Consider the following 22,330-nt stretch of genomic DNA (forward strand, 5'->3'; position numbering starts at 1 on the left):
CGTCGATGGGGGACGCCGGTGTGTCAGACACTGGGTGGAAATACGCATTTTTTTCCCAGGATTGGCTATACCTACAGCTCCATGTTTCGATGATGATCGCCAGGGAGTTCAATGATGAAACTAAGGCTAATGATCAGTACGCTGTGCGTGGCCTCCATCGCAATGGCCGGCTGCGCCAGCAAGGTCACCCAACCGGACGAGTACTCAGGCTTTCTGTCCGACTACAGCCAACTCAAGGAAGCCAAGTCGCCTTCGGGGGGCGAGGTGATGCGCTGGGTAGACCCCCAACTCGACCTGAGCCGCTATACCGCGGTGTATATCGAACCGACGCAGTTCTACCCCAAGCCCCAGGCCACCACGAAAATCCCCGACAGCACCCTCAATGGCATCAACACCTACTTCAACCAGGCGCTCAAGCGTGAGCTGGGCAAATCACTGCCCCTGGCCAACGGGCCCGGCCCCGGTGTGATGGTGGTACGTGCGGCGATCACCGCCGTCAGCAGCAAGACCGAAGGCCTCAAACCCTATGAATTCGTGCCCGTGGCCCTGGTGGCGGCAGCGGTGAGTACCGGTACCGGCATCCGAGACCAGGAAACCACCCTGGGCACCGAGGCGCAGTTCCTCGATGGTGCCAGTGGCAAGGTGCTCGCCCAAGTGGTGCGCAAGGGCACGGGCAAGCCGCTGTCCAACGACTCGCAGGTGATGAGGGCCGATGACGTGAAAGGCGTGATCGATGGCTGGGCGTCGGACCTGCATCAGTCGTATGTGAAGCTGAAAAAACACTAGGGACTAGAACGCATTCCTGGCGGGTTTGTTGTAGTAGCTGAGCAGGGCGTCGTAGCGACGGGTGATGAGGTAGTAGTCATCGCTCAGTTGCTGTGGTGGGGCGTGTTCCCGCCAGTCCTGATGCAGGGTGCGCAACGCCTGGAGGTACGCGTCGGCTGACGCGCGGGTGGCGTACCAGAGGTGAGTGGCTTCATCCTCCCGTTTGCTGCGCGGCATTTTCACCAGGAAGTCCTTGCTGGCATCGCTGGCCTGTTGCAGCGTCTCGGTCAAGCTGAGCAGTTGCTGAGGCGTCAGGCTGGCGTCGCGTACACCCTGGTCAATCTGGTTCATCGCCTGGCGGGCGGCGATCATATGGTTGAGCAGGTGCCAATGCAGGTCCCGGCCGAAGCGCGATTCGAGTCGCTCCAGCTGTGCCGGGCGCAAACGGAGGTCTTCGTCCTGCAAATGGTTGCGTAATTCGGCGGATGCCCGCAGGTATTCTTCGCCCCGCTGGGCCAGTTGCTCCTCCAGACTCTTGTTCATGGCCTGTGCCACAAACTGGCGTATGTTCGACGGCATACCTTCGGTTTGTATCGGGTCAACCATGTCTGCCAGCGAGGTGAATTTATTCAGCTTGTCGGCATACACCGTGGCGAGAGTACCGAGGTGGCTTCCGGGCTGCTGGCGCTCCAGTTTGAGTGTGTACAACTGCGAACAGACCGCCGCTTGGATAAGGCGCGGTTCAGGCTCATCACGGTCGCCAAATTTATCCTGGGTGGGTGCTTCGGGCTGTGTCGAACGCATACGGTAGTACGCCAGGCGCGTATCGCGATCAATGCGGTTCACGCAGTCAATGATCGGCGCCAGTGCGCTGGCCGTTGCGGTGGAAGGGCTGTCCCGTTGGTCGAGCCATAATTGCACGCGTTGCAGGGGTTTGGTGGCGCCGGCCACACCGAGCAATCCCAGGCCCAATACCAGGCTGATGGGTAACAACCATTTCGGATTCATTGCGCGGCCTCCTGGCCATACCACTGTGCCTGGGTGGCGGGCGCCTGACAGTCGGGGGCGGTGCGAGGCATGCGGCTGCACAGGCGTTCGGGCCACTGTTGCAGGCCCTGGTTACGGGTCACGTGTTGCTGGTTGTCGAGCACCTTCAAGCCGGCGTACAGCACAATCCCACTGGTGACCAACAGCACCATGCCCAGGGCCGTCCAGCGCGGGTGGCGGGCGGTCCAGGGGGTGTGGCTGTTCATGAAGGGGCGCTTGATGACGCCGATAACCGCCAGGGTCGCGACCAGCGCCAGGCTGGCAAACGGGCCGAAGGCGTAACCCAGCGCTGCGGCAAGGACCAGCCCTGGCAGCAGGTCCCGTATCGGCAACAACGGCAGGTGAGTAGGGCTGAGCCAGCGCGGCAGGTGCTCACTGAGTCGTTCATCGAGCACGCGGTACTGATGAGCCAGCGGGCGCCAGACCTGCCAAGCCAATCCGGCACCTATCACGGCGCCCAATGACCACAGCAGGCCGTAGCCCAAGGTCGGCAGCACATTGCCGGCCAGGGGCTCGGCATTCACCAGCACGCCCACCAGGCAGCTCAATACCAGTGCGACAATCCAGGGCCAGGTGTCCATGGCCGTGTCCCACCCTTGCCAGAAATACACGGTACCGCCGGGCATCGCTTCGGCTTCGGCCACATGGTCGGCGTAGATATCTGCGCTGAGTGCCTGGCAGGCTTTCCAGTCATGTTCATCGAAGCGTTGGGCGAAGGCACGGCGCTGCCCCAGGCTCATCGGTGCCAATAGCAGCCGGGCGGCACGTTGTTGCGGGCTGTTGGGCGCTTCGGTGGCCAGTGCCCGTTGGCGTGCCATGAAGACCGGGCCTTGCTGGCGTTGCAACAGCCGCGCCCAATCCCCCGCCGGGCAGTCATGACCGGCGCCGCCATGCCAGTGCTGGCCGGCGCACACCGCGTCGAACACCGCGCTCGACCAGTAGTGACTCTGCGCTAGCAGGCGGGCCAGCCATTGGTTGAACCACTCGGCATGGGGATGATTGTTCACCCAGGGATGTTCGGAACGTGCGGCATAGGCAGCCAGGAAAGCGGCCTCGTCCTTTTGCTCAAGGGCCTGGCGAAAGGGTTGCTGCAACGCGCTGCGGTGCTTGCGCTCGAGTCTTTCGATCAGCTCGCCGGGCAACTCCAGGCGCTGCCAGGCCGTCAGCCAGTTGAAGGTTTCAAAGGCCCAGCGGGTGTCCTCGGGGTTGAGATGCCCCTCGATGTCGCGTAACAACAGCTGGATTTCAAAGTGCAGCGCATTGCCATGGGCCATGGCTGCCTGGTAGTGGTCGGCAAGGCCGTCGCCCAGGATGTCGATGACCACTTCGTCAGCTTCCTGCTGCCCCTGGCTCCACTCCAGCGCGGCCTCATAGGCTTCGCGCAGGCGCTGGAAACCCTCGGGGTCATCATCCGGCCGGGTTTTCTTCAGCAGGGCGGCGTATTGGCGCTTGATCGCGCGGCTATCGGCATCCGGGGCCAGGCCGAGGACATTCCAGCAAGTCATGTGCAGTGCAACTCCATAGACAATCGCGCGCACGTTACCCGTTTTACAGGTTGATAAACCAGCGGTAGTAGGGGGTAGGGCTCGTGGTAGGACTGGCCCGGTCCAGCCCTGCGGCGACCGGGCACGCGGTGTTACTTGAGCGGCGTCAACGGCGGCAGTTTCCACTGGCCGTTACCCACCTCAGGCGTGGGCAGGTAAATCCGCAGGATTGCGTAGAACGGACCGGGTGGGGCCGGCAACCAGTTGCTCTGCTCGGCTTTTGGCGGCTCGTGGTGCTGCAGGGCCAGGGTCAGGCCGCCATCGGCGTCGCGCTTGAGGCCGGACAGCATGTGCGAGTTGACCAGGTAGCGTTTCTTGTGGTTGGGCACCAGTTGCTTGGTCTTGGCGTCGTACATGGTCAGGGACCAGAACGCATCGGCCGGTGGCAACTGGTCCTTGGCGAAATGCACGGTGTAGCTGTGGCGTGCGCCGTTGGCAGGCTTGCCCTCGCTGTCGATGACGTAGCTCAGGTACGCGACCTCATCGCCGGAGTTACCGAAAATCCCCATGTCCGCACCGGCGTAGCGGTACAGGTAGTTGTTGTTCAGGTGGTCGCGGCTGCCGTACAAATCGGCACTGGAGACTTGATGCGTGTCGACCTTGTCCTTTTTGAACGCGGCAAACTCGGCGCGGGCATCGGAGATACCGTCTTCCAGGGCCTTGCGCTGTTCAGCGGTCAACGCCTTGACCTTGAAGGGCGCGCCTGGGGCGATACCGATCTTGGCGAAACGCGCCAGCAGGTCTTTCTCGCTGTCCTGGGGCGCGGCGAAGGCCAGCATGAAGTTCAGGTAGCGAAACAGTTGCGGACCTTCGGTCATGGTCGCCATGGGCTTGGGCCACTCCACTTTCGGAGCCTTGGCCGGCGCGGCTTGCTTCACGTAGCTGCTCAGTGACTGCACTTTGTAGCCGTTCTGGATCTGCTTGACCTTGTTCAGGTCCTTCTCGTCGAACAACTGCGTACGGTAGAGGGCGTAGGCGATGTTGCTTTCGCTGTACACCACACGGTCCACGTTGACCGGTTGCTGACCTTTCCAGTCGGGGCCGGCGATCATGTAGTGGCCGCCGTTGTTGCCGGTGCTGCGGGTGCCCAGGTAGGCGATGTTCTGTGTGTAGAGATCGATCAACTGCACCGAGTAATAACGGTTGTCTTCGATCCTGGGCAGTGTCAGAACCTGAGGCTCGCTGCGCAGGTCCAGCCAGACGAAGGAGTAGGGCGTGTCCAGGTTCGGGGTGACGACCGCGGTGTCCTTGGGGGTGAACACCTGAGCTGTATTGCCGATATGGTTGAACGGCGCCTTGAAGTTGGCGCCGCCCTTGTCGACGGCCTGGGTGTAGAGCGTCTTGTACATCTCCACCACTGGGTAGCCATACAGGTAGGCTTCCTTGGCGATGGCCCGGGCTTCGCTGGGGGTGGCGGTGAAATCGGCCCAGGCGCCGGTACTCATGAGTATCGAGAGGCTCGCCAACAGCAGGCGCGTCGGTTTTCCAATCATGTTGTCGCGTCCTTCCAAAGTGCGTTTGACTGACGGGGAATAAAGGCGATGAGTTTCCTGTTTTATTTCCCGAACGTCACGTTAATCCCTGCGAATTATGCGAACTCATCAATGCCGATCCGTACGGCGGCTTGAACCTGTGGGTAAAGACGCACAATAGCCGCCTCGATGGGCGGCACTGTGTAAAAGAGGGGGGGTCAGGCGGCAGGCAGCATCGATTTGACTTTGTCGCGCAATTGATCGATGGAGAACGGCTTGGCGATCACCTGCATGCCGGCGGGCACATCGATGTTCTCGGCATAGCCGCTGGCAAACAGGATCGGCAGGGTGGGCCGCACTTCACGCACCTTGGCTGCCAATTGCTTACCGTCCATATCCGGCAGGCCGACGTCGGTCATCATCAGGTCGATGTGCTGCGCGGCATTTTCGACAATCTTCAAGGCTTCTTCAGCGTCGGCAGCTTCAAGCACCAGGAACTCCAACTCTTCGAGCACATCAACGATCAACATGCGCACGATGGCATCGTCTTCGACGACAAGGAGGGTGGAGGGGGCTGCGGACATAATGAGGGTTCCCGAAAAAATGGAGGTGCAGGTCTTTAGCGGTTGAAAGACCATTCTCTAATGAGTCGCGTCAATCTCGGCAAGTTCCGTTGGCGCGGGCATTGTGACGGGAATGGAGGAAAATGTCGCGTTAACCACGAGGGGCCGCGAGCGGTCAGTGGCGCCCTCCTGCGCACCGTTCAACGCCTTGCTTTTTCAGGAGCCCCAACCCTGCCGGGGGCCGGGGCAGTCCCATGCATCAAGACGGCAAGGGCGTGGACACCATGATTGAAACCGCAAAACTGTCGACCTTGTCTGTGACGATGTCATCGGGATGGAAAGCGCTCACGTGGAATTCCTTTTTGCCCGCCGGCGAAACCTTAGGCTTCAAGGTCGCGCTGACACCGCCGCTGCTGAGGATTTTTTCGATGCCTTCGCGCATGGACTCTACGTTGTCAAAACTGACCAGCCCGCCATTGGGTTCGAAGAAAAACCACTCTTTTTGGCCATCCTTGACTCTGACACCCGCCAGCATGGCGTGATCTTCCGTGCTGATTCTCAGGTATTTTGACGCAGTGGACTTGCTCAGGTCGTCGATGATGGACTGATGATTGATCAGTGAAGGGGCGGCGTTTATATGGAAGGTGTCCTTTGTGTTTACGGCGTACTGCAGTGTTTTTATATCGCGATTGAATTTGTCATGCAGCGAAGAGGGCGATTTAGTCGTGGACGCCTTGCGAAGATTGTCGAGGAATATTTTTTCGTCGCCTCGATGCAAGGCGAGCGCCATGGCATTCGATAGCCCGGCGCAATCGCCCTTGGAGGTCAGATCGACACGGCCGAGGTAGTCCGACTGGGCAAAGCGATTGATGGAAACCCCGGGATTCCCGACGTCGCTGGCAAGCAGCGCGGTGAAATACTCGCCGTCTTCAATTCTTCTGGTCTTCAACTCCCTGGCCAGAATCCCCATTTCTTCCGGTGTCCTGCCAGGTTTTGCGGCGAGTGCCACCAACGCTTCGAAACTGCGCTCTCCAGCGTAATCCGACAGGTCATCCAATGCACCGCTTCGATAACCCTGGTTGAATTTTGGAAGTGCGTTGGAGGTCCTCGCCTTAGCGATATTCGTTCCTACACTCGTCAGGTGCATATCCGCGACGCTATCGAACAGACTGCCGCGCAGGGGGGAGAAATCCTCGATTGGCGGGCCATAGGGCAGGTTCCGGACAGGGTCATAACTGAACCACTGATCGTTTTTCAACACGGCAAAGCCTTCGACGCTTTGCTCTCCGACCTTATAAGACCCTATCAGCGTCGGGCCATATTGCTTGTTTGCCGCCTTCAACAGGTCATAGCTTCCGGATGCGCCACGCACCTTGTTGATCAGTACCTGCCCGGAGTCGCCGAGAAATTTTGCGCCGCGCGTGGCCAGCTTGGCGCCTCCCGTCGCCGCGCCCCTCACTCCGCTCAACGGGTTGAGCGAGCTGATAAGGCTACTGCCGATGACGCGACCCGCCTGCAATGCCTTTACGGCAGTGGACGCCGAGGATGAAGCCACCTTGGCGAGCTTTGGGGCAGCACCGTAACCCATGGTCAGCAGCCCGAGAGCATCCAGGCCGAGGTCCAAAAGCCCGGCTTCATAGTCACCGTCACGAAAGTTGACAATGGCCGATCTCAAGGGAATCAAGTTGAGAAAAAACTGCCTGAGTCGCTCATTACTTTCTTTCTGCTGATCGAATGTCGTGCTTCCCCTGGCTTGTTGCCATTGGTTCCTGATACCAAGGTGCTCAAAAAAAGCGCCTGCCAGGTCGTGTGTTCGGGTAGAGGTGAAACTCGATGGGGGACGAGAAGGGTCCTCCGGCGGCTGTTCTCGCTCGAGCCGGTCCTTGTGCTCAGGGGTGAACTTTTCCACTTTGGTCGATATATTCGCGTCGCGCCATCCACCCCGCGTAATGGCTGCCTCACTCTGTCGCTTGACGATGCGTTTGTTCCGGACATCGATCTCATAAACATTGACCTCGGTTTTTCCGTCAACCTGCCTTTCGGTTCTTACCAGCAATTCATTGAGCTTGGATTGGAAAGTGGCCGGGTTTATGAAACCCCTGCCAATCTTGTATTGGTTGTATTGAAATAATTCGATTTTACCGAACTCCAGGTTTTTCCGATCTTCCAGTGGCAGCTCGGAAATCATGTGTTTTACCTGGGTCTCAATGCCATCTTTGAGTGATTCGATTGCCGATTCGTATTGCCCCAGGAATATCCCATTGACGTTGAGCCTGGGTTGCTGGTTGATCGCGTGGATAGGAAGGCCAGGGTCGTCGGTTTTCCAGTTGACGTTGATGCCCATCATGGCCATGTCCAGCATCGAGTGCTTGCCATCCAGTTGCTTGGCTTTGTCATCGGAGACGGTTGAGAGACTTTTCGACTCAAAGTCAGTGCGCTCGCCAAAATGCTCCTTGAGTTTTTCCAGGGCGATGGCTTTTCTACTTGGAATCTCGGCAGTGAGTGATTGGGAGGCCTTGATTCTGGCACTTAACTGCTCATTGAACGCGGTCCGGATGCTGTCCACTTCCTCAGGGGTGTAGAGGGCATCGTCCTTCTTTTCGACCAAACCATTGGACACGCCCCAATCCAGTAACAACGGCGTGATGGCGTGTTCCGCAGGACCATTCAAGGCTTGTGCGGCACTCATGACCTGGCCGTAGCTCATTTGTGATGCGGTCCCCGGCGCACTCGCTTCGACCTTGGCCACCGCAAGGCAGAAACTCACCCAGGCCTGGCTGCCGTTCACCAGTGTGTCGGGAATATCCTTGACCAGGAACTGGGGGGCTGTGCGTGACAGCAACAGGTGGGTGGCCAGCTTGGCCGTGGCCGGCGTGGCCCTGCCTTTAGTCACCAGATGTTTACTGAGCCCCTCGACGATGGCTGACGGTGGCAGGCCCCAATAGTCTTGATGGCTCAAGTCAAAGCCGGCGATTGAATTTCTCACAGGCAACACGACGGATTCACGATCGAGACCGATGTGAAGGGCGGCCAACACGTAATCGCTGATGCTGGTTGGCGTGTCGATACCATTCAGCCCGTCCTGGATCCCTTGCCCTATCTTCTGGGCCACGGGGGACTTGAGCAGGGTGTCCAGCGCCCTGGCCGGGTCTTGCAGTTCGACATCCGAAAGAGCGCTGGCCTTGATAAGCGCACCCAGCGCCGCTTTGGCCAGCTCCGCCCGGACTAAGGAGGGCTCTGTCCGGATATTGCTGCGCAGGATGCTGGACTCGACGATGACCCGTATCTTGCGCCGTTGTTCCTGGGTCAGGGGAAGGGGCCAGGATAAGCCACCTCCTAGATCACCCAGCGGCGGTTCCAGGGCCCGAGCGTTAGCGGCATCTGCCAAGTGAACCAGGTCAGCTCGGGTTTCAGGGATAGGTAAATCGTGATGCTTGATAAAGCTTTCCAGGCTGGCGGCGGACTCGCTGCCCGGCATGCCGGACGGGTGAAAGGCCGAGTGTGGATCAATGACTGTTTGAGTGGTTTTCAAATGTGACAACACGGCTGCTGGAGTCGCGTCCTCTCCCAGGCTCTTCGTCGCCTCGGTGAGCTGGTGCGCGAGGTTCTTCCAGTTCTGTGCGTTTGCCTGCGCGCGTGCTTGGGGTGAAAGAGGCTGCGATTCATCCGAGGAGCGTCGTGCAGGTGTTGAAGCTGGGTCGCTGTGTATGGACAGGGTGTTACCAGGGGTGGCCTGCGACTGAGCAGGCGTCGATGCAATGGAGTGATCTATAACCGAGGGGCGTGGTTGGACGCTCAATGAGGATGACATTTTCATTACCTTTGGTTGTTGGTCCTCCCTGGACCTGCTTCAGACCTCCGTTGAGTGTCGGGAGCGCACAAAGGTGTTCCTCCGGCATTGGTTCCATAAATGTCGGGCATCGGCGGTGGCAAGTTTGGGATGTGAATATGTTTCGCGTCAGAAACGTAGCCCTCTACCGGCACTTTGGGGCAAACTCCCGGTTTTTCCCTATTTGGCCAAGGCATGCCCATGACTCCCGCGTCGTCCGTCGATGAAAAGAGCTTTCGTACACTGCTCAGCCGAAACGTGGCATTGCCCCTGGGTGTGGGCGTGCTCAGCGCGGTGTTTTTCGTCTGTCTGATCACCTATTTGCTTGCGGTGATCCAGTGGGTGGAGCACACGGACCGGGTCATCAACAACCTCAACGAGTCGTCCAAGCTGACCGTCGATCTTGAAACCGGCATGCGTGGTTTCCTGATCACCGGGGATGAGCACTTCCTCGACCCGTACGAAGTGGCCAAGCCGCGCATCATTGCCGACCTGCGTAACTTGCAGGAGCTGGTGGCGGACAACCCGCAACAGGTGGACCGCCTGAAACGCCTGGAAGCCTTGCAAGCCGAATGGAACAAATACGCCCAGTCGATGATCGACCTGCAGCGCGAAAGCGGTGACTACCGCAACGCCGTCAAGTCCGGCCGGGGCAAGCGCCTGACCGACGAAATTCGCAAGGAATACGAGGACGCGGTGGCGATGGAGCAGCAGTTCCGGATCACTCGCAACGAACAAGTCACGCGCACCACGGTGATCAGCGTCACCCTCTATCTGTTGTTCGTTCTCGGCCTGAGCGGGATCCTGGCGTATATCGGTAGAAAAAATTTACTTTCCCTGTCAGATAGTTACAGCGCAAACCTCGCGTCACAACAGAAGATCGCGCAGCGCCTGGAGCGACAGGCATGGCTGCGTAACGGCCAGACCGAACTGGCCGAACAAGTGCTCGGCCAACTCACCCTGAACATGCTCGGACGCAATATCCTGCAGTTCTTTGCCCAGTACATGGGCTCGGCGGTGGCGGCGCTGTATGTCCGCGAAGAGCACGGCGGCCTCAAGCGCGTGGCCACCTATGGTTTCTCCCGCGAGCAGGAACAGCTGGAGCAGTCGATCTACAGCGATGAGGGCATCGTCGGGCAGGCCGCCCAGCTCGATCGCCTGATTCGCCTGGACGACGTGCCGGTGGACTACTTCAAGGTCAGCTCCGGCCTGGGGGAAGGCTCGACCCGCAGCGTGCTGGTGGTTCCCACCAGCGATGACGACCGTGTCAACGGTGTGATCGAACTGGGCTTTTTGCGCCCGCTGGAGGAGCGCGACGTCGAACTGCTGGAGCTGATCGCCGGCAATATCGGCACCTCCATCGAAGCCGCCCGTTATCGCCAACGCCTGCAGGAAGTGCTGGCCGAAACCCAGCAGCTCAACGAAGAACTGCAGGTCCAGCAGGAAGAACTCAAGACCGCCAACGAAGAACTCGAAGAACAGTCGCGCATTCTCAAGGAGTCTCAGGCTCACCTGGAAACCCAGCAGGCAGAGCTGGAGCAGACCAACGAGCAACTGGCCGAACAGACCCAGACCCTGGCCGAACAGCGCGACGCCATGGACCGCAAGAACGTCGAACTCAACCAGGCCCAGCTGGAGCTGGAAGATCGCGCCGATGAATTGCAGCGCTCCAGCAAGTACAAGTCCGAATTCCTCGCCAATATGTCCCACGAACTGCGCACGCCGCTGAACAGTTCGTTGATCCTGGCCAAGTTGCTGGCGGAAAACCCTCAGGAAAACCTCAGCGCCGAACAGGTCAAGTTTGCCGAGTCGATCTATTCGGCGGGCAATGACCTGCTCAACCTGATCAACGACATCCTGGATATTTCCAAGGTGGAAGCCGGCAAGTTGGAAGTGCGGCCGGAAAATTCAAGCGTCACGCGCCTGGTCGATGGCCTGCGCGGGATGTTCGAGCCGTTGGCCGCCGACCGTAAGCTGGGGTTTCAGGTACAGGTGCAGGCCGATGCACCGATCATGCTGTTCACCGACCGCCAGCGCCTGGAGCAGATCCTCAAGAACCTGCTCTCCAACGCGATCAAGTTCACCGAGCAAGGCGAGGTCAGCCTGTCGGTGTCCCGCGCGCCGGGGGAAGGCATCGCCTTTACCGTGCGCGATTCGGGCATCGGGATTGCCCCGGACCAGCAGGAAAGCATCTTCGAGGCGTTCCGCCAGGCCGATGGCACCACCAACCGCCGTTACGGCGGCACTGGCCTGGGCCTGTCGATTTCCCGCGACCTGGCCGCGTTGCTTGGCGGCTATATCAGCTTGACCAGTGAGCCCGGCAAAGGCAGCACCTTCACCCTGGTGTTGCCGGAGCAGTATGTCGAACGCGAGGAAGATGCCGCGCCAATCGAGCCGCCGCGCCAGGTGATTACCGCACCCGCACCCACGCCCATCGCAATTTCGCCGCTGCCGGTGGCCGACACCAGGCAGATCCCGCGCTTCGCCGATGACCGCGACAAGGCGCCGTTCACCACCCGCTGCATCCTGGTGGTGGAGGACGAACCGAACTTCGCCCGTATCCTGTTCGACCTGGCCCATGAGCTGGGTTACCAGTGCCTGGTGGCCCACGGTGCGGACGAGGGCTACAGCCTGGCCGAGGAGTACATTCCCGATGCGATCCTGCTGGACATGCGCCTGCCGGACCATTCCGGGCTCACCGTGCTGCAACGCCTCAAGGAGCACGCCAACACGCGCCATATCCCGGTGCACGTGATTTCCGTGGAGGACCGTGTCGAAGCCGCCATGCATATGGGCGCCATCGGCTATGCGGTAAAACCGACGACGCGCGAAGAGCTCAAGGACGTGTTTGCGCGCCTTGAGGCCAAGCTGACCCAGAAGGTCAAGCGCGTACTGCTGGTGGAGGACGATGACCTGCAGCGCGACAGCATTGCCCGCCTGATCGGCGACGATGACATCGAGATCACCGATGTCGGCTATGCCCAGGCCGCCCTGGAACTGCTGCGCACCAACGTCTATGACTGCATGATCATCGACCTCAAGCTGCCGGACATGCTGGGCAACGAGTTGCTCAAGCGCATGGCCACCGAAGATATCTGCTCGTTCCCGCCGGTGATCGTCTACACCGGGCGCAACCTGACCCGCGATGAAGAGGCCGAACTGCGCAAGTATTCGCGCTCGATCATCATCAAGGGCGCCCGCTCGCCAGAGCGCCTGCTCGATGAAGTCACACTCTTTCTGCACAAAGTCGAATCCCAGCTGTCCCATGACCGCCAGAAGATGCTCAAGACCGCTCGCAGCCGCGATAAGGTCTTCGAGGGGCGCAAGATCCTGTTGGTGGACGACGATGTGCGTAACATCTTCGCCCTGACCAGCGCCCTGGAGCACAAAGGTGCCGTGGTGGTGATCGGGCGTAACGGCCGCGAAGCCATCGAGAGACTCAATGAAGTCGACGATATCGACCTGGTGCTGATGGACGTGATGATGCCGGAGATGGACGGCTACGAGGCCACCGCCTTGATCCGCCAGGACCCGCGCTGGAAGAAACTGCCGATCATCGCGGTGACGGCCAAGGCCATGAAAGACGACCAGGAGCGCTGCCTCGCGGCGGGTTCCAACGACTACCTGGCCAAGCCGATCGACCTGGATCGCCTGTTCTCGCTGATTCGCGTGTGGCTACCGAAGATGGAACGCATTTAAGTGGAGCAACGTTTTTTGGAGAAGAACAGCGATATTGAGCTGCGCCTGTTGATCGAGGCGATTTACCTCAAGTACAGCTACGACTTTCGCGACTACTCCGGCGCGTCGGTCAAACGCCGCGTGGCCCATGCCTTGCGCCAGTTCGACTGCGCCACGATTTCAGCGCTGCAGGAGCGGGTGCTGCACGACCCGGCGGCGTTCATGCAGTTGCTGCAGTTCCTGACGATCCCGGTGAGCGAGATGTTTCGCGACCCGTCGCACTTCCTGGCGATCCGTCAGGAAGTGGTGCCGCTGCTCAAGACCTACCCGTCGATCAAGATCTGGATTGCCGGCTGCAGCACGGGGGAGGAGGTGTACTCCATGGCCATCCTGTTGCGTGAGGAAGGGCTGCTGGAACGCACGATCATCTATGCCACCGACATCAACCCCGCGTCCCTGGATAAAGCCAAGCAAGGCATCTTCTCCCTGGAGAATGTGCGGGCCTACACCGCCAATTATCAGCAGGCCGGGGGGCAGCGATCATTTGCCGACTACTACACGGCGGCTTACGATTACGCGATCTTCGACAAATCGTTGCGGGAGAATGTGACCTTCGCCGACCATAGCCTGGCAACCGACAGTGTATTCTCAGAAACTCAATTAATTTCATGTCGTAACGTGCTGATCTATTTCAATAAAAAATTGCAGGATCGGGCGTTTGGATTGTTTCATGAGTCGCTGTGCCATCGCGGCTTCCTGGTCCTGGGCAGTAAGGAAACCCTGGACTTTTCCGCCTACAGCAAGCAATTCGAACCCTTGGTCAAGCAGGAACGGATCTACCGCAAATCATGAACGACGTTGCCGCCAACCCGATTCGCGGGATTGAAGCCATCGTCGTCGGCGCCTCCGCCGGCGGCGTCGAGGCGTTGCTGAGTATTTTCAGCGAACTGCCCGACACCTTCGGCCTGCCGATCATAGCCGTATTGCACCTGCCGGATGAGCGCCGCAGCCAACTGGCGGAAGTCTTTGCGCGACGCCTGCCGATTCCGGTACGGGAAGGGCAGGACAAGGAAGCGATCCAGGCGGGCACGTTGTATTTCGCCGGGCCTGGTTATCACCTTTCGGTCGAGCATGACCGCAGCCTGTCCCTCAGCCAGGAAGAGCGGGTACACCATTCCCGGCCGGCGATCGACTACCTGTTTGCCTCCGCCGCCGATGCCTATGGCCAGGGCCTGCTGGCGATTTTGTTGACGGGGGCCAACCAGGACGGCGCCCACGGGCTGGCCCATGTCAAGCATTCGGGCGGCACCACGGTGGTCCAGGACCCCAGCGAAGCGCGGATTGCCGTGATGCCGCGGGCGGCCCTGGCCCTGCACACCCCTGACCATATTCTGACCCTGAGCCGCATTGCCGCATTGCTGGCTTCCCTGGAATCCTCCCCATGTTAAGTACTGTCCAGGCCAAACTGCTGATCGTCGACGATCTGCCGGAAAACCTGCTGGCCCTCGAAGCGTTGATCAAGCGCGAGGACCGTCAGGTCTTCAAGGCTTTGAGCGCCGATGAGGCCTTGTCCCTGTTGCTGGAGCACGAGTTCGCCATGGCGATTCTCGATGTGCAGATGCCCGGCATGAACGGGTTCGAACTGGCCGAGCTGATGCGCGGCACCGAGAAAACCAAAAACATTCCGATTGTGTTCGTCAGCGCCGCCGGCCGTGAACTCAATTATGCGTTCAAGGGCTATGAAAGTGGCGCCGTGGACTTCCTGCACAAGCCGCTGGATATCCACGCGGTCAAGAGCAAGGTCAATGTGTTTGTCGACCTGTACCGTCAGAGCAAGGCGATGAAGCAGCAAGTCGAAGCCCTGGAGCGCAGCCGCCGCGAGCAGGAGCTGTTGCTCACGCGCCTGCAGGCCACCCAGGCCGAGCTGGAGCAGGCAGTGCGCATGCGCGACGACTTCATGTCGATCGTCGCCCACGAGGTGCGTACGCCCCTTAACGGCCTGATTCTCGAAACCCAGCTGCGCAAGATGCACCTGGCCCGGGATAACGCCGCCGCGTTCACCCTGGACAAGATGCACGCCATGGTCGACCGCGATGAGCGCCAGATCCAGAGCCTGATCCGCCTGATCGAAGACATGCTCGACGTCTCGCGTATCCGCACCGGCAAACTGTCGATACGCCCGGGGCGCTTCGACCTGGCGCAATTGGTGAGCAACCTGGTGGAGAATTTCGCACCGCAGGTGGCTGCCGCCGAATCGTCGATGCACCTCGCGGCCGAGGGGCCGGTGGTGGGCAACTGGGATGAGTTTCGTATCGAACAGGTGGTCACCAACCTGCTGACCAACGCCCTGCGCTACGGGGCCAAGAGCCCGGTGGAGGTGCGCGTGTATACCGAGCATGGCGAAGCCAGGGTAGAAGTGCGTGACCACGGGATCGGCATCAGCGAAGAGAACCAGAAGCGTATTTTCCAGCAGTTCGAACGTGTGTCAGCCAGCCAGGTTGCCGCGGGACTGGGCCTTGGGTTGTTTATTTCCGAGCAGATCGTAGCCGCCCATGGCGGCACCATCGAGGTCGAGAGCCAGATAGGCGAGGGCGCCTTGTTCCGGGTGTGCCTGCCCCTTGAACCGTCGGCATGAAATCAATCGTCACCCCGACGCAACCTCTACGTGACCCCATGGTCGTAATTGCAGCAATTGACCGGACAAAGGCTTCCCATGAGTGAAGATGCACAAGATGTCGTACTGATCGTCGAGGACGACGAATCCATTATGTTTGTGCTGGGTGAGTACCTGGCCGGCCTGGGGTATCGGGTATTGAAGGCGATCAACGGGGAGCAGGCCTTTGAAATCCTCGCCACCAAGCCGCACTTGGACCTGATGGTCACCGACTACCGTTTGCCCGGTGGGATTTCCGGCGTGCAGATCGCTGAGCCCGCGCTCAAGTTGCGCCCGGAATTGAAAGTGATCTTTATCAGCGGCTACCCGCAGGAGATTCTCGACTGCAACAGCCCGATCACGCGCAATGCGCCGATCCTGGCCAAGCCGTTTGACCTGGATACCTTGCAGGAGCATATACAGCGGTTGTTGGCCTGAAGGGCCAGGTGGTGCATCAGGCTCTTCCTGAGCCTGAATGACACTGCTTGGCTAATGGCCATTTACGCCCGAATCATCTCCCGCACCTTCGCCGTCAACAAATCAAAGGTAAACGGCTTGGTGATCAACTGCATCCCCGGATCCAGGAACCCCCCACGCACCGCCGCATGCTCGGCATATCCGGTAATGAACAGCACCTTCAGGTCCGGACGAACCTGCCGGCCTATCTCTGCCAGTTGGCGTCCATTCATGCCGGGCAAGCCGACGTCGCTGATCAGCAGGTCAATGCGCTGGCTGGATTCGATAATCGGCAGTGCGCCATCGGCATCGCCCGCTTCGACAAAGGCGTAGCCCAGCTCACTCAATACCTGGCTGACCAGCACGCGCACCGCCGGGTCGTCCTCGACGATCAGCACGGTTTCCCCGCTGTTGGCGATCGGCAACAGGGCAGGGTCCACGGTCACATCGGGGGTGATTTCGCCGACGAAACGCGGCAGGAACAGGCTCACCGTGGTGCCTTTGCCTACCTCGCTGTGGAGGGTTACATGGCCGCGCGACTGGCGCGCGAAACCGTAGATCATCGACAAGCCCAGGCCGGTGCCCTGGCCAATGGGCTTGGTGGTAAAGAAGGGGTCGAATACCCGGCCCATGAGGCTTTCCGGAATACCGCAGCCGGTGTCGCTGACGCTCAGTTCCACGTAGTCGCCGGGCTTGAGCGTGCCGTAGGCGGCGGTGAAGACGCTGTCGAGGTGACGGTTGCAGGTTTCGACAACCAGGCGGCCCCCACTCGGCATGGCATCCCGGGCGTTGAGCGCCAGGTTGAGCAGGGCACTTTCCAGTTGATTGGGGTCGGCCTCGGCGGTCCACAACTGAGTGTCCAGGCGCATGTCCAAGGCGATGCTTTCGTTGAGGCTGCGTTGCAGCAGCTCGCCCATGGACGTCACCAGTTGGTTGATCTGTACCGGCTTGGAATCCAGCGATTGGCGCCGCGAGAACGCCAGCAGGCGGTGGGTGAGGCCGGCGGCGCGGTTGGCGGAGGTCACGCCGAGGTCGATCAGGCTGTCCAGATCGTCCAGCTTGCCGCGGGACACACGCCTTCGCAGCAGCTCCAGGCTGCCGATAATACCGGTGAGCATGTTGTTGAAGTCATGGGCGATACCGCCGGTCAACTGGCCGACGGCTTCCATCTTCTGGGATTGGCGCAAGGCTTCTTCATTGCTGCGCAACTGCGCCGTGCGTTCCTCGACTTGCTGCTCCAGGGTCTCAAGGGTGCGCTGCAGGCGCAGTTCGCTCTCGCTCAGGTCGATCAACCTGTCCCGTGCTTCATATTGCCGACGCCGTCCACGCAGGGCCGCGCTCACCAGGCTGATCAACGTCACGGGGTGGAAGGGGCGCTCCAGGAACGTCACGTTGCCCAGCAGGCCGCTGAGGTGGGATGAACCGTTCTGCTCGCTGCCGCCGTGATGGGTCATCAGCACGATGGGCAGGTCGGACCAGGCGGGCTGCTGGTGAAGGTATTCCAGCAGGGGCTCCAGGTCCGCGCCGCGCAAGGCTTCGGCTGCGATGATAAGCATCCCGGCGCCTTGCTCCACGGCCTCGCACAATGCGGGCAGGCTGCTGGCAACCATGCCGGTGTAGCCGGCTTCCTTGAGCATCATCAGCGCCAACGAACCATCACGGCCCATGGGCGCCAGGACGATTGCGCGTTCGGATACAGGTGAAATGGTGGTCACACGCCCTCATCCTTGAGCAGAGGCGAGCCTGCGCCCATGTAGGTTGGAATGCCACGCAACACGCCTTGGAAATTGTCCAGCGGTTCTCCGACGGTCATGCCACGGCTGCTGATACGGTATTCACGGATAGTCGACTCGTGGGCGCCGGTGCGTTTCTTGATAATCGAGATGGCGCGGCGCACCTTGCCCAACGCCTCGAAATAACGCAGCAGAATCACGGTGTCGGCCAGGTAAGTGATGTCGACAGGAGCCTGCATGTCGCCGACCAGTCCATGTTGCGCGACGGTCATGAACGTCGCCGCGCCACGGCGGTTGAGGTACAGCAGCAGTTCATGCATATGCAGGATCAGCGCGTTTTCTTCCGGCATTGCCGCCTGGTAGCCATTGATACTGTCGATGACCACCGTCTTGATCCCGCGCTCGTCCACGCAACGACGCACGCGGTGGGAAAACTCGCCGGGGGACAACTCGGCCGCGTCCACCTGTTCGATCAGCAGGTTGCCGGTGGCCTGCAGGGCGGCGAGGTCGATGCCCATATTGTTCATGCGCTCGAACAGCAGGCCCAGTTCTTCATCGAAGATAAACAGCGCGGCCTTTTCGCCACGGCCTACCGCCGCTGCGGCGAAGATCATCGAGATCAGCGATTTGCCGGTACCGGCCGGGCCGAGAATCAGGCTGCTGGAGCCGGTCTCGACGCCGCCGCCCATCAGGGCATCCAGCTCACGAATGCCGCTGCTCAAGGTCTGGCGTATGTAACCGCCACGATGCTCCGCCGCGACCAGGCGCGGAAAGACGTGGATGCCATCGTGCATGATGGTGAAGTCGTGAAACCCACCCCGATATTTCTGCCCGCGATATTTCACCACCCGCACGCGACGGCGTTCGGCGCCGTAGTTGGGGGTCAGTTCTTCCAGGCGAATCACCCCGTGGGCCACGCTGTGCACGGTTTTGTCGAGTGATTCGGTAGTCAGGTCGTCGAGCAGCAGCACGGTGGCGTCGTAGCGCACGAAGTAATGCTTGATCGCCAGGATCTGGCGGCGATAGCGCAGCGAGCTTTGCGCGAGCAGGCGGATTTCCGAGAGGCTGTCGATGACCACTCGGGTCGGCTTGACCCGCTCCACCACTTCGAAGATCTGCCGGGTTGCTTCGCCCAGCTCCAGGTCCGAAGAGTACAGCAGGCTCTGCTGATGCTCGGCATCCAGCAGGCTCTCCGGCGGGGTCAGTTCGAAGATATAAATATTGTCGTCCAGGTCCCAACCGTGGGACTCGGCGCCCTGGCGCAACTCACGCTCGGTTTCGGACAGTGTGATGTAGAGCGTTCGCTCACCCGCTTTCGCCCCGGCCTGCAGGAAGTGCAGGGCGACCGTGGTTTTACCGGTGCCAGGTTCACCTTCCAGCAGGAACAGGTGGCTGCGCGATAGCCCTCCGGCAAGAATGTCGTCGAGACCTTCGATGCCGATGGCTGCTTTTTCGGTTAACAACGCTTTGGATGTAGACAAGAAGTGCCCTCAGGTCACATACGAGTAGAGGATGCGCATCCAGGTGGACGCGCCATGTTCTCTTGACCGTAGCGCTTTGTGGCGGTTCAAACTGATGCGCGATTATTGTGCCTACAGGCCTTGCTGCAGTGCCGGATCGTCAGGGTTTTGCTGTTCGAGCTGGGCGAGCAGCACCTGCACATTCTGCAATTGGCCGCTTTCTTTCCAATAATTGACCAGCAGCACCCGCGCCTTGCGATTGGCCGGGTGGCGCTGGACGATTTCCTCCAACTGGCGCTGGGCCGCTTCCAATTCCTGCTGGGCATGCAGGGTGGTAGCGAGGTCGTAGCGGTAATCCTGATTGTCCGGCTCCAGCTCCACGGCCTTGGACAGGCCGAGCAACGCATAGGGGCGCTCGCCATGGTGCAGCAGCCACATACCCAGGGCATGTTGCAGGTAGGCCGACTCAGGGTGCGCCGCCAATTGCCGGGCCAGCAATTGGCGGGACTCATCGGTCTTGCCCTGTTTATCCAGCAACTCGATCTGCGCGACCACCGCTTGCAGGTTGTCCGGCTGCAAGCGCATGGCCTGTTCCAGCGCGTTTTGTGCTTCCGGCAGCAGGGCGCTGTGGATGTACAGGCGCGCCAGTTGAATCCAGCCTTCGGCCGTTTCCGGCTGGGCCTTGAGCTTTTTCACGAACTCGTCCAATACCTGCTGCAATGGCCCGAAGTACAGGCCCAAGGTGTCGGGCGACAGGCCGAGCAGGGCATTGGCGGCGGCAAAGCGTACGCTTTGTTCGGGATCATCGAGCACCGGGCCCAGCAGAAGGGTGCGCTGGCCGCTGGGCACCAGGCCGACAATGCTGTGGATGGCCGCTTCGCGCACCAACGCTGAGTCGCTGGTGAGGTCTTTATCGGCGAGCTTCAAGGCCTGGGGGCTGGGGTAGTTGGGCAATTCGGCATGCAGCGCGGCGCGGCGTTCGGGTGACAGGTCCGGCCGGCCCAGTTGCTGATACAGCACGCGCGCGGCGCCCGGCTCGCCGTTATGCGCCTGTTTCAAGGCTTTTGAGTAACCGTGGGCAATGGCAGGAGGCACGGCCACCTGGGCGGTGCGGGAGAAATACCAGGTGATCAGCACAATCAACAACAGGGCGCACAGGCCGACGATGGCGTAACGGCGTGACTTTGACATGCAGGCGTCCGAAAAGCTGAAGAAGCAAAGCCGCAAGCTTCGGCCAGACCACGGCAGGTGTCAAACCCGCGTCAGGTCAGCACGTATTCCACTGGCTCCAGGGCCGGCGGCAGGTCGGTTTCGCCGAGGGCGGCGAGCAGCTCACGCTCCAGGGTGCGCAGGATCGCATTGCAGGGCAGGTCGTTTTCGTCAAAGCCGAAAGGGTCTTCCAGGTCGTCGCCGATCTCATCGAGGCCGAAGAAGGTGTAGCTGACAATGGCGGTAAACACCGGCGTCAGCCAGCCCAGGGGTTCGGCCATGGCGAACGGCAAGAGGATGCAGAACAGGTAAATGGTGCGGTGCAGCAGCAAGGTGTAGGGGAAGGGCAGCGGCGTGCTTTTGATTCGCTCGCACGCGGCCTGTACCTGGCTGAGGCTTACCAGACGGGTTTCCAACTGGGTGTAACGCCATTCGCTGAGGGCGCCTTGCTCGGCCAGGGCGGAAAATCCCGCGCCAATCTGTTGCAGCACCCGGTCAGGCAGGTTGGGATGACTCGCTTCCACGCTCGCCCAGGGCTGGATCGCCCGGGCTTCGTCTTCGTGGCGCAAGCGCGCGACCAGCCCGTGGGCGAAGCCGCCCAGGCCCCGCAGCAGGCGCCTACGCTCCGCCGGATCAGTGAGCACCTGGGTCTCGCGAATCAGCGAGCGCACCTCGATGATCATCTGCCCCAGTTGCTTGCGGCCTTCCCACCAGCGGTCATAGCAGGCGTTATTGCGAAAACTCATGAAGATCGACAGCGACAGCCCGAGCAATGTAAAGGGCGTGGCGTTGACCTTGGAGAAATAGGCCGGGTGCAGGGTTTCCACCAGCACGATCACCGACGCCAGCAGCGTGACCAGCAGGCTGCGCAGGGCGATGCGCTTGGCAATCGAGCCCTTTAGGGAAAACAGGATGCCCAGCAGGTTCGGTTTGGGACGTACGATCATCGCGGGGAGGACTTCTTCGGTGGCGCAGGCCCTCAGGTTAGGAGCTTGCACGACGCACGTCCAATCGCTTGGGCTGACCGGACGATCAGCGCGGTCGATGATTGGCCAAACCAGTCAGCCATGTTGAAGGCTTTGACCATTGCTGCCGTGGCGTTGCAGAGCGACTATTTCGACGATCTCGACCGTTCAAGGAAACAATAATGCAGATTGAGAACAAGGTTTTTCTGGTCAGCGGCGGCGCTTCCGGCCTCGGTGCGGCCACCGCAGATATGCTGGTCGCGGCCGGCGCCAAGGTCATGCTGGTGGATTTGAATGCCGACGCCGTGGCGGCCAAGGCCAGGCAGCTCGGCGACAACGCCCGCAGCGCAGTGGCGGATATCAGCCAGGAAGCGGCTGCCGAAGCCGCCGTGCAGGCAACCGTCGCGGCGTTTGGCGGTTTGCATGGCTTGGTCAATTGCGCGGGGGTGGTACGCGGTGAAAAGATCCTCGGCAAGACTGGCCCCCACGGGCTGGCCAGCTTTGCCCAGGTGATCAACGTCAACCTGATAGGCAGCTTTAACCTGCTGCGCCTGGCGGCAGCGGCCATCGCCGAAACGGAAGCGAACGCCGACGGCGAGCGCGGGGTGATCATCAATACCGCGTCGGTGGCTGCGTTCGACGGGCAGATCGGGCAGGCCGCTTATGCGGCGTCCAAAGGCGCGATAGCCAGCCTGACCTTGCCCGCCGCCCGTGAGCTGGCGCGCTTCGGCATTCGCGTGATGACCATCGCCCCGGGCATTTTCGAAACCCCGATGATGGCCGGCATGACCCCGGAAGTACGCGACTCCCTGGCCGCCGGCGTGCCGTTTCCGCCGCGCCTGGGCAAGCCTGCCGAATACGCCGCGCTGGTGCGGCACATCATTGAAAACAGCATGCTCAATGGCGAGGTGATCCGTCTCGACGGCGCCTTGCGCATGGCGGCCAAGTAAGGAGGA

The 22,330-nt window shown here is 60.6% G+C and carries 17 protein-coding genes; 8 read left to right on the plus strand and 9 right to left on the minus strand.

The window, feature by feature from the left end; translation table 11 throughout:
* The first annotated feature begins 114 nt into the window (after positions 1 to 114).
* On the plus strand, positions 115 to 786 hold the full coding sequence (locus BFP99_RS07500) for a DUF3313 domain-containing protein (RefSeq protein ID WP_065946975.1): 672 nt from the start codon (positions 115 to 117) through the stop codon (positions 784 to 786).
* Positions 787 to 789: 3 nt separating this feature from the next.
* On the opposite strand, the gene BFP99_RS07505 is transcribed toward BFP99_RS07500, so the two are convergent.
* The 5 genes from BFP99_RS07505 to BFP99_RS07525 all read right to left on the minus strand — a co-directional run bounded on the left by BFP99_RS07505 (position 790) and on the right by BFP99_RS07525 (position 9,202).
* Positions 790 to 1,773, minus strand: coding sequence for a DUF3829 domain-containing protein (locus tag BFP99_RS07505; RefSeq protein ID WP_065946976.1), 984 nt, complete (start codon positions 1,771 to 1,773; stop codon positions 790 to 792).
* Positions 1,770 to 3,317, minus strand: coding sequence for a J domain-containing protein (locus tag BFP99_RS07510; protein WP_065946977.1), 1,548 nt, complete (start codon positions 3,315 to 3,317; stop codon positions 1,770 to 1,772). Before BFP99_RS07510 ends, BFP99_RS07505 begins: the two co-directional genes overlap by 4 nt.
* A gap of 131 nt (positions 3,318 to 3,448) precedes the next feature.
* Positions 3,449 to 4,849, minus strand: a complete 1,401-nt coding sequence (locus tag BFP99_RS07515) for a DUF1254 domain-containing protein (RefSeq protein WP_065946978.1) — start codon at positions 4,847 to 4,849, stop codon at positions 3,449 to 3,451.
* Between the two features lie 197 nt (positions 4,850 to 5,046).
* Entirely contained in the window at positions 5,047 to 5,412 is a 366-nt protein-coding gene (locus tag BFP99_RS07520) for a response regulator (protein ID WP_065927512.1), read from the minus strand.
* Between the two features lie 238 nt (positions 5,413 to 5,650).
* Entirely contained in the window at positions 5,651 to 9,202 is a 3,552-nt protein-coding gene (locus BFP99_RS07525) for a hypothetical protein (RefSeq protein ID WP_141690761.1), read from the minus strand.
* A 219-nt stretch (positions 9,203 to 9,421) separates the two neighbouring features.
* Between BFP99_RS07525 and BFP99_RS07530 the strand changes: the two genes are divergently transcribed.
* From BFP99_RS07530 to BFP99_RS07550, 5 genes are all read left to right on the plus strand, one after another.
* Positions 9,422 to 12,919 (plus strand): response regulator, encoded by a 3,498-nt coding sequence (locus BFP99_RS07530; RefSeq protein ID WP_065946980.1) that lies wholly within the window; start codon positions 9,422 to 9,424, stop codon positions 12,917 to 12,919.
* Positions 12,920 to 13,750 (plus strand): CheR family methyltransferase, encoded by an 831-nt coding sequence (locus BFP99_RS07535; RefSeq protein WP_176719685.1) that lies wholly within the window; start codon positions 12,920 to 12,922, stop codon positions 13,748 to 13,750.
* Entirely contained in the window at positions 13,747 to 14,346 is a 600-nt protein-coding gene (locus tag BFP99_RS07540; RefSeq protein ID WP_065946981.1) for a chemotaxis protein CheB, read from the plus strand. Before BFP99_RS07535 ends, BFP99_RS07540 begins: the two co-directional genes overlap by 4 nt.
* Positions 14,340 to 15,533 (plus strand): hybrid sensor histidine kinase/response regulator, encoded by a 1,194-nt coding sequence (locus BFP99_RS07545; RefSeq protein ID WP_065927516.1) that lies wholly within the window; start codon positions 14,340 to 14,342, stop codon positions 15,531 to 15,533. Before BFP99_RS07540 ends, BFP99_RS07545 begins: the two co-directional genes overlap by 7 nt.
* A gap of 78 nt (positions 15,534 to 15,611) precedes the next feature.
* Entirely contained in the window at positions 15,612 to 15,989 is a 378-nt protein-coding gene (locus BFP99_RS07550; protein WP_057703059.1) for a response regulator, read from the plus strand.
* Between the two features lie 62 nt (positions 15,990 to 16,051).
* Here the strand turns inward: BFP99_RS07550 and BFP99_RS07555 are convergent, their stop codons facing one another.
* The 4 genes from BFP99_RS07555 to BFP99_RS07570 form a co-directional block, all read right to left on the minus strand.
* Positions 16,052 to 17,722, minus strand: coding sequence for a response regulator (locus tag BFP99_RS07555; RefSeq protein ID WP_065946982.1), 1,671 nt, complete (start codon positions 17,720 to 17,722; stop codon positions 16,052 to 16,054).
* Positions 17,719 to 19,221, minus strand: a complete 1,503-nt coding sequence (locus BFP99_RS07560) for an ATPase domain-containing protein (protein WP_065946983.1) — start codon at positions 19,219 to 19,221, stop codon at positions 17,719 to 17,721. Before BFP99_RS07560 ends, BFP99_RS07555 begins: the two co-directional genes overlap by 4 nt.
* 111 nt (positions 19,222 to 19,332) lie before the next feature.
* Entirely contained in the window at positions 19,333 to 20,391 is a 1,059-nt protein-coding gene (locus BFP99_RS07565; RefSeq protein WP_065927518.1) for a tetratricopeptide repeat protein, read from the minus strand.
* A 71-nt stretch (positions 20,392 to 20,462) separates the two neighbouring features.
* Positions 20,463 to 21,356: a bestrophin family protein gene (locus BFP99_RS07570; RefSeq protein ID WP_065946984.1), complete on the minus strand. Its 894-nt coding sequence runs from the start codon at positions 21,354 to 21,356 to the stop codon at positions 20,463 to 20,465.
* Positions 21,357 to 21,401: 45 nt separating this feature from the next.
* On the opposite strand from BFP99_RS07570, the gene BFP99_RS33240 reads away from it, so the two are divergent.
* Both BFP99_RS33240 and BFP99_RS07575 read left to right on the plus strand, forming a co-directional pair.
* A complete protein-coding gene (locus BFP99_RS33240) occupies positions 21,402 to 21,557 on the plus strand; it encodes a hypothetical protein (protein ID WP_159440246.1) in 156 nt (51 codons plus the stop codon).
* Positions 21,557 to 22,324 carry an SDR family NAD(P)-dependent oxidoreductase gene (locus tag BFP99_RS07575; RefSeq protein ID WP_065946985.1) on the plus strand — a complete coding sequence of 256 codons (768 nt, stop codon included), beginning with the start codon at positions 21,557 to 21,559 and terminating at the stop codon, positions 22,322 to 22,324. The genes BFP99_RS33240 and BFP99_RS07575 overlap by 1 nt, the downstream gene beginning before the upstream one ends.
* Positions 22,325 to 22,330: the final 6 nt, after the last annotated feature.

It is taken from the genome of Pseudomonas sp. 1 R 17 (assembly GCF_900067035.1).
Lineage (GTDB): Bacteria > Pseudomonadota > Gammaproteobacteria > Pseudomonadales > Pseudomonadaceae > Aquipseudomonas > Aquipseudomonas marginalis.

What these genes read in the sequence shown, in the direction of transcription:
- BFP99_RS07530 (WP_065946980.1), top strand. Translation starts at nt 9,422, where the DNA reads ATGACTCCCGCGTCGTCCGTCGATGAAAAGAGCTTTCGTACACTGCTC.
- BFP99_RS07510 (WP_065946977.1), bottom strand. Translation starts at nt 3,317, where the DNA reads ATGACTTGCTGGAATGTCCTCGGCCTGGCCCCGGATGCCGATAGCCGC.
- BFP99_RS07575 (WP_065946985.1), top strand. Translation starts at nt 21,557, where the DNA reads ATGCAGATTGAGAACAAGGTTTTTCTGGTCAGCGGCGGCGCTTCCGGC.
- BFP99_RS07515 (WP_065946978.1), bottom strand. Translation starts at nt 4,849, where the DNA reads ATGATTGGAAAACCGACGCGCCTGCTGTTGGCGAGCCTCTCGATACTC.
- BFP99_RS07545 (WP_065927516.1), top strand. Translation starts at nt 14,340, where the DNA reads ATGTTAAGTACTGTCCAGGCCAAACTGCTGATCGTCGACGATCTGCCG.
- BFP99_RS07500 (WP_065946975.1), top strand. Translation starts at nt 115, where the DNA reads ATGAAACTAAGGCTAATGATCAGTACGCTGTGCGTGGCCTCCATCGCA.
- BFP99_RS07565 (WP_065927518.1), bottom strand. Translation starts at nt 20,391, where the DNA reads ATGTCAAAGTCACGCCGTTACGCCATCGTCGGCCTGTGCGCCCTGTTG.
- BFP99_RS07505 (WP_065946976.1), bottom strand. Translation starts at nt 1,773, where the DNA reads ATGAATCCGAAATGGTTGTTACCCATCAGCCTGGTATTGGGCCTGGGA.
- BFP99_RS07525 (WP_141690761.1), bottom strand. Translation starts at nt 9,202, where the DNA reads ATGTCATCCTCATTGAGCGTCCAACCACGCCCCTCGGTTATAGATCAC.
- BFP99_RS07570 (WP_065946984.1), bottom strand. Translation starts at nt 21,356, where the DNA reads ATGATCGTACGTCCCAAACCGAACCTGCTGGGCATCCTGTTTTCCCTA.
- BFP99_RS07520 (WP_065927512.1), bottom strand. Translation starts at nt 5,412, where the DNA reads ATGTCCGCAGCCCCCTCCACCCTCCTTGTCGTCGAAGACGATGCCATC.
- BFP99_RS07540 (WP_065946981.1), top strand. Translation starts at nt 13,747, where the DNA reads ATGAACGACGTTGCCGCCAACCCGATTCGCGGGATTGAAGCCATCGTC.
- BFP99_RS07550 (WP_057703059.1), top strand. Translation starts at nt 15,612, where the DNA reads ATGAGTGAAGATGCACAAGATGTCGTACTGATCGTCGAGGACGACGAA.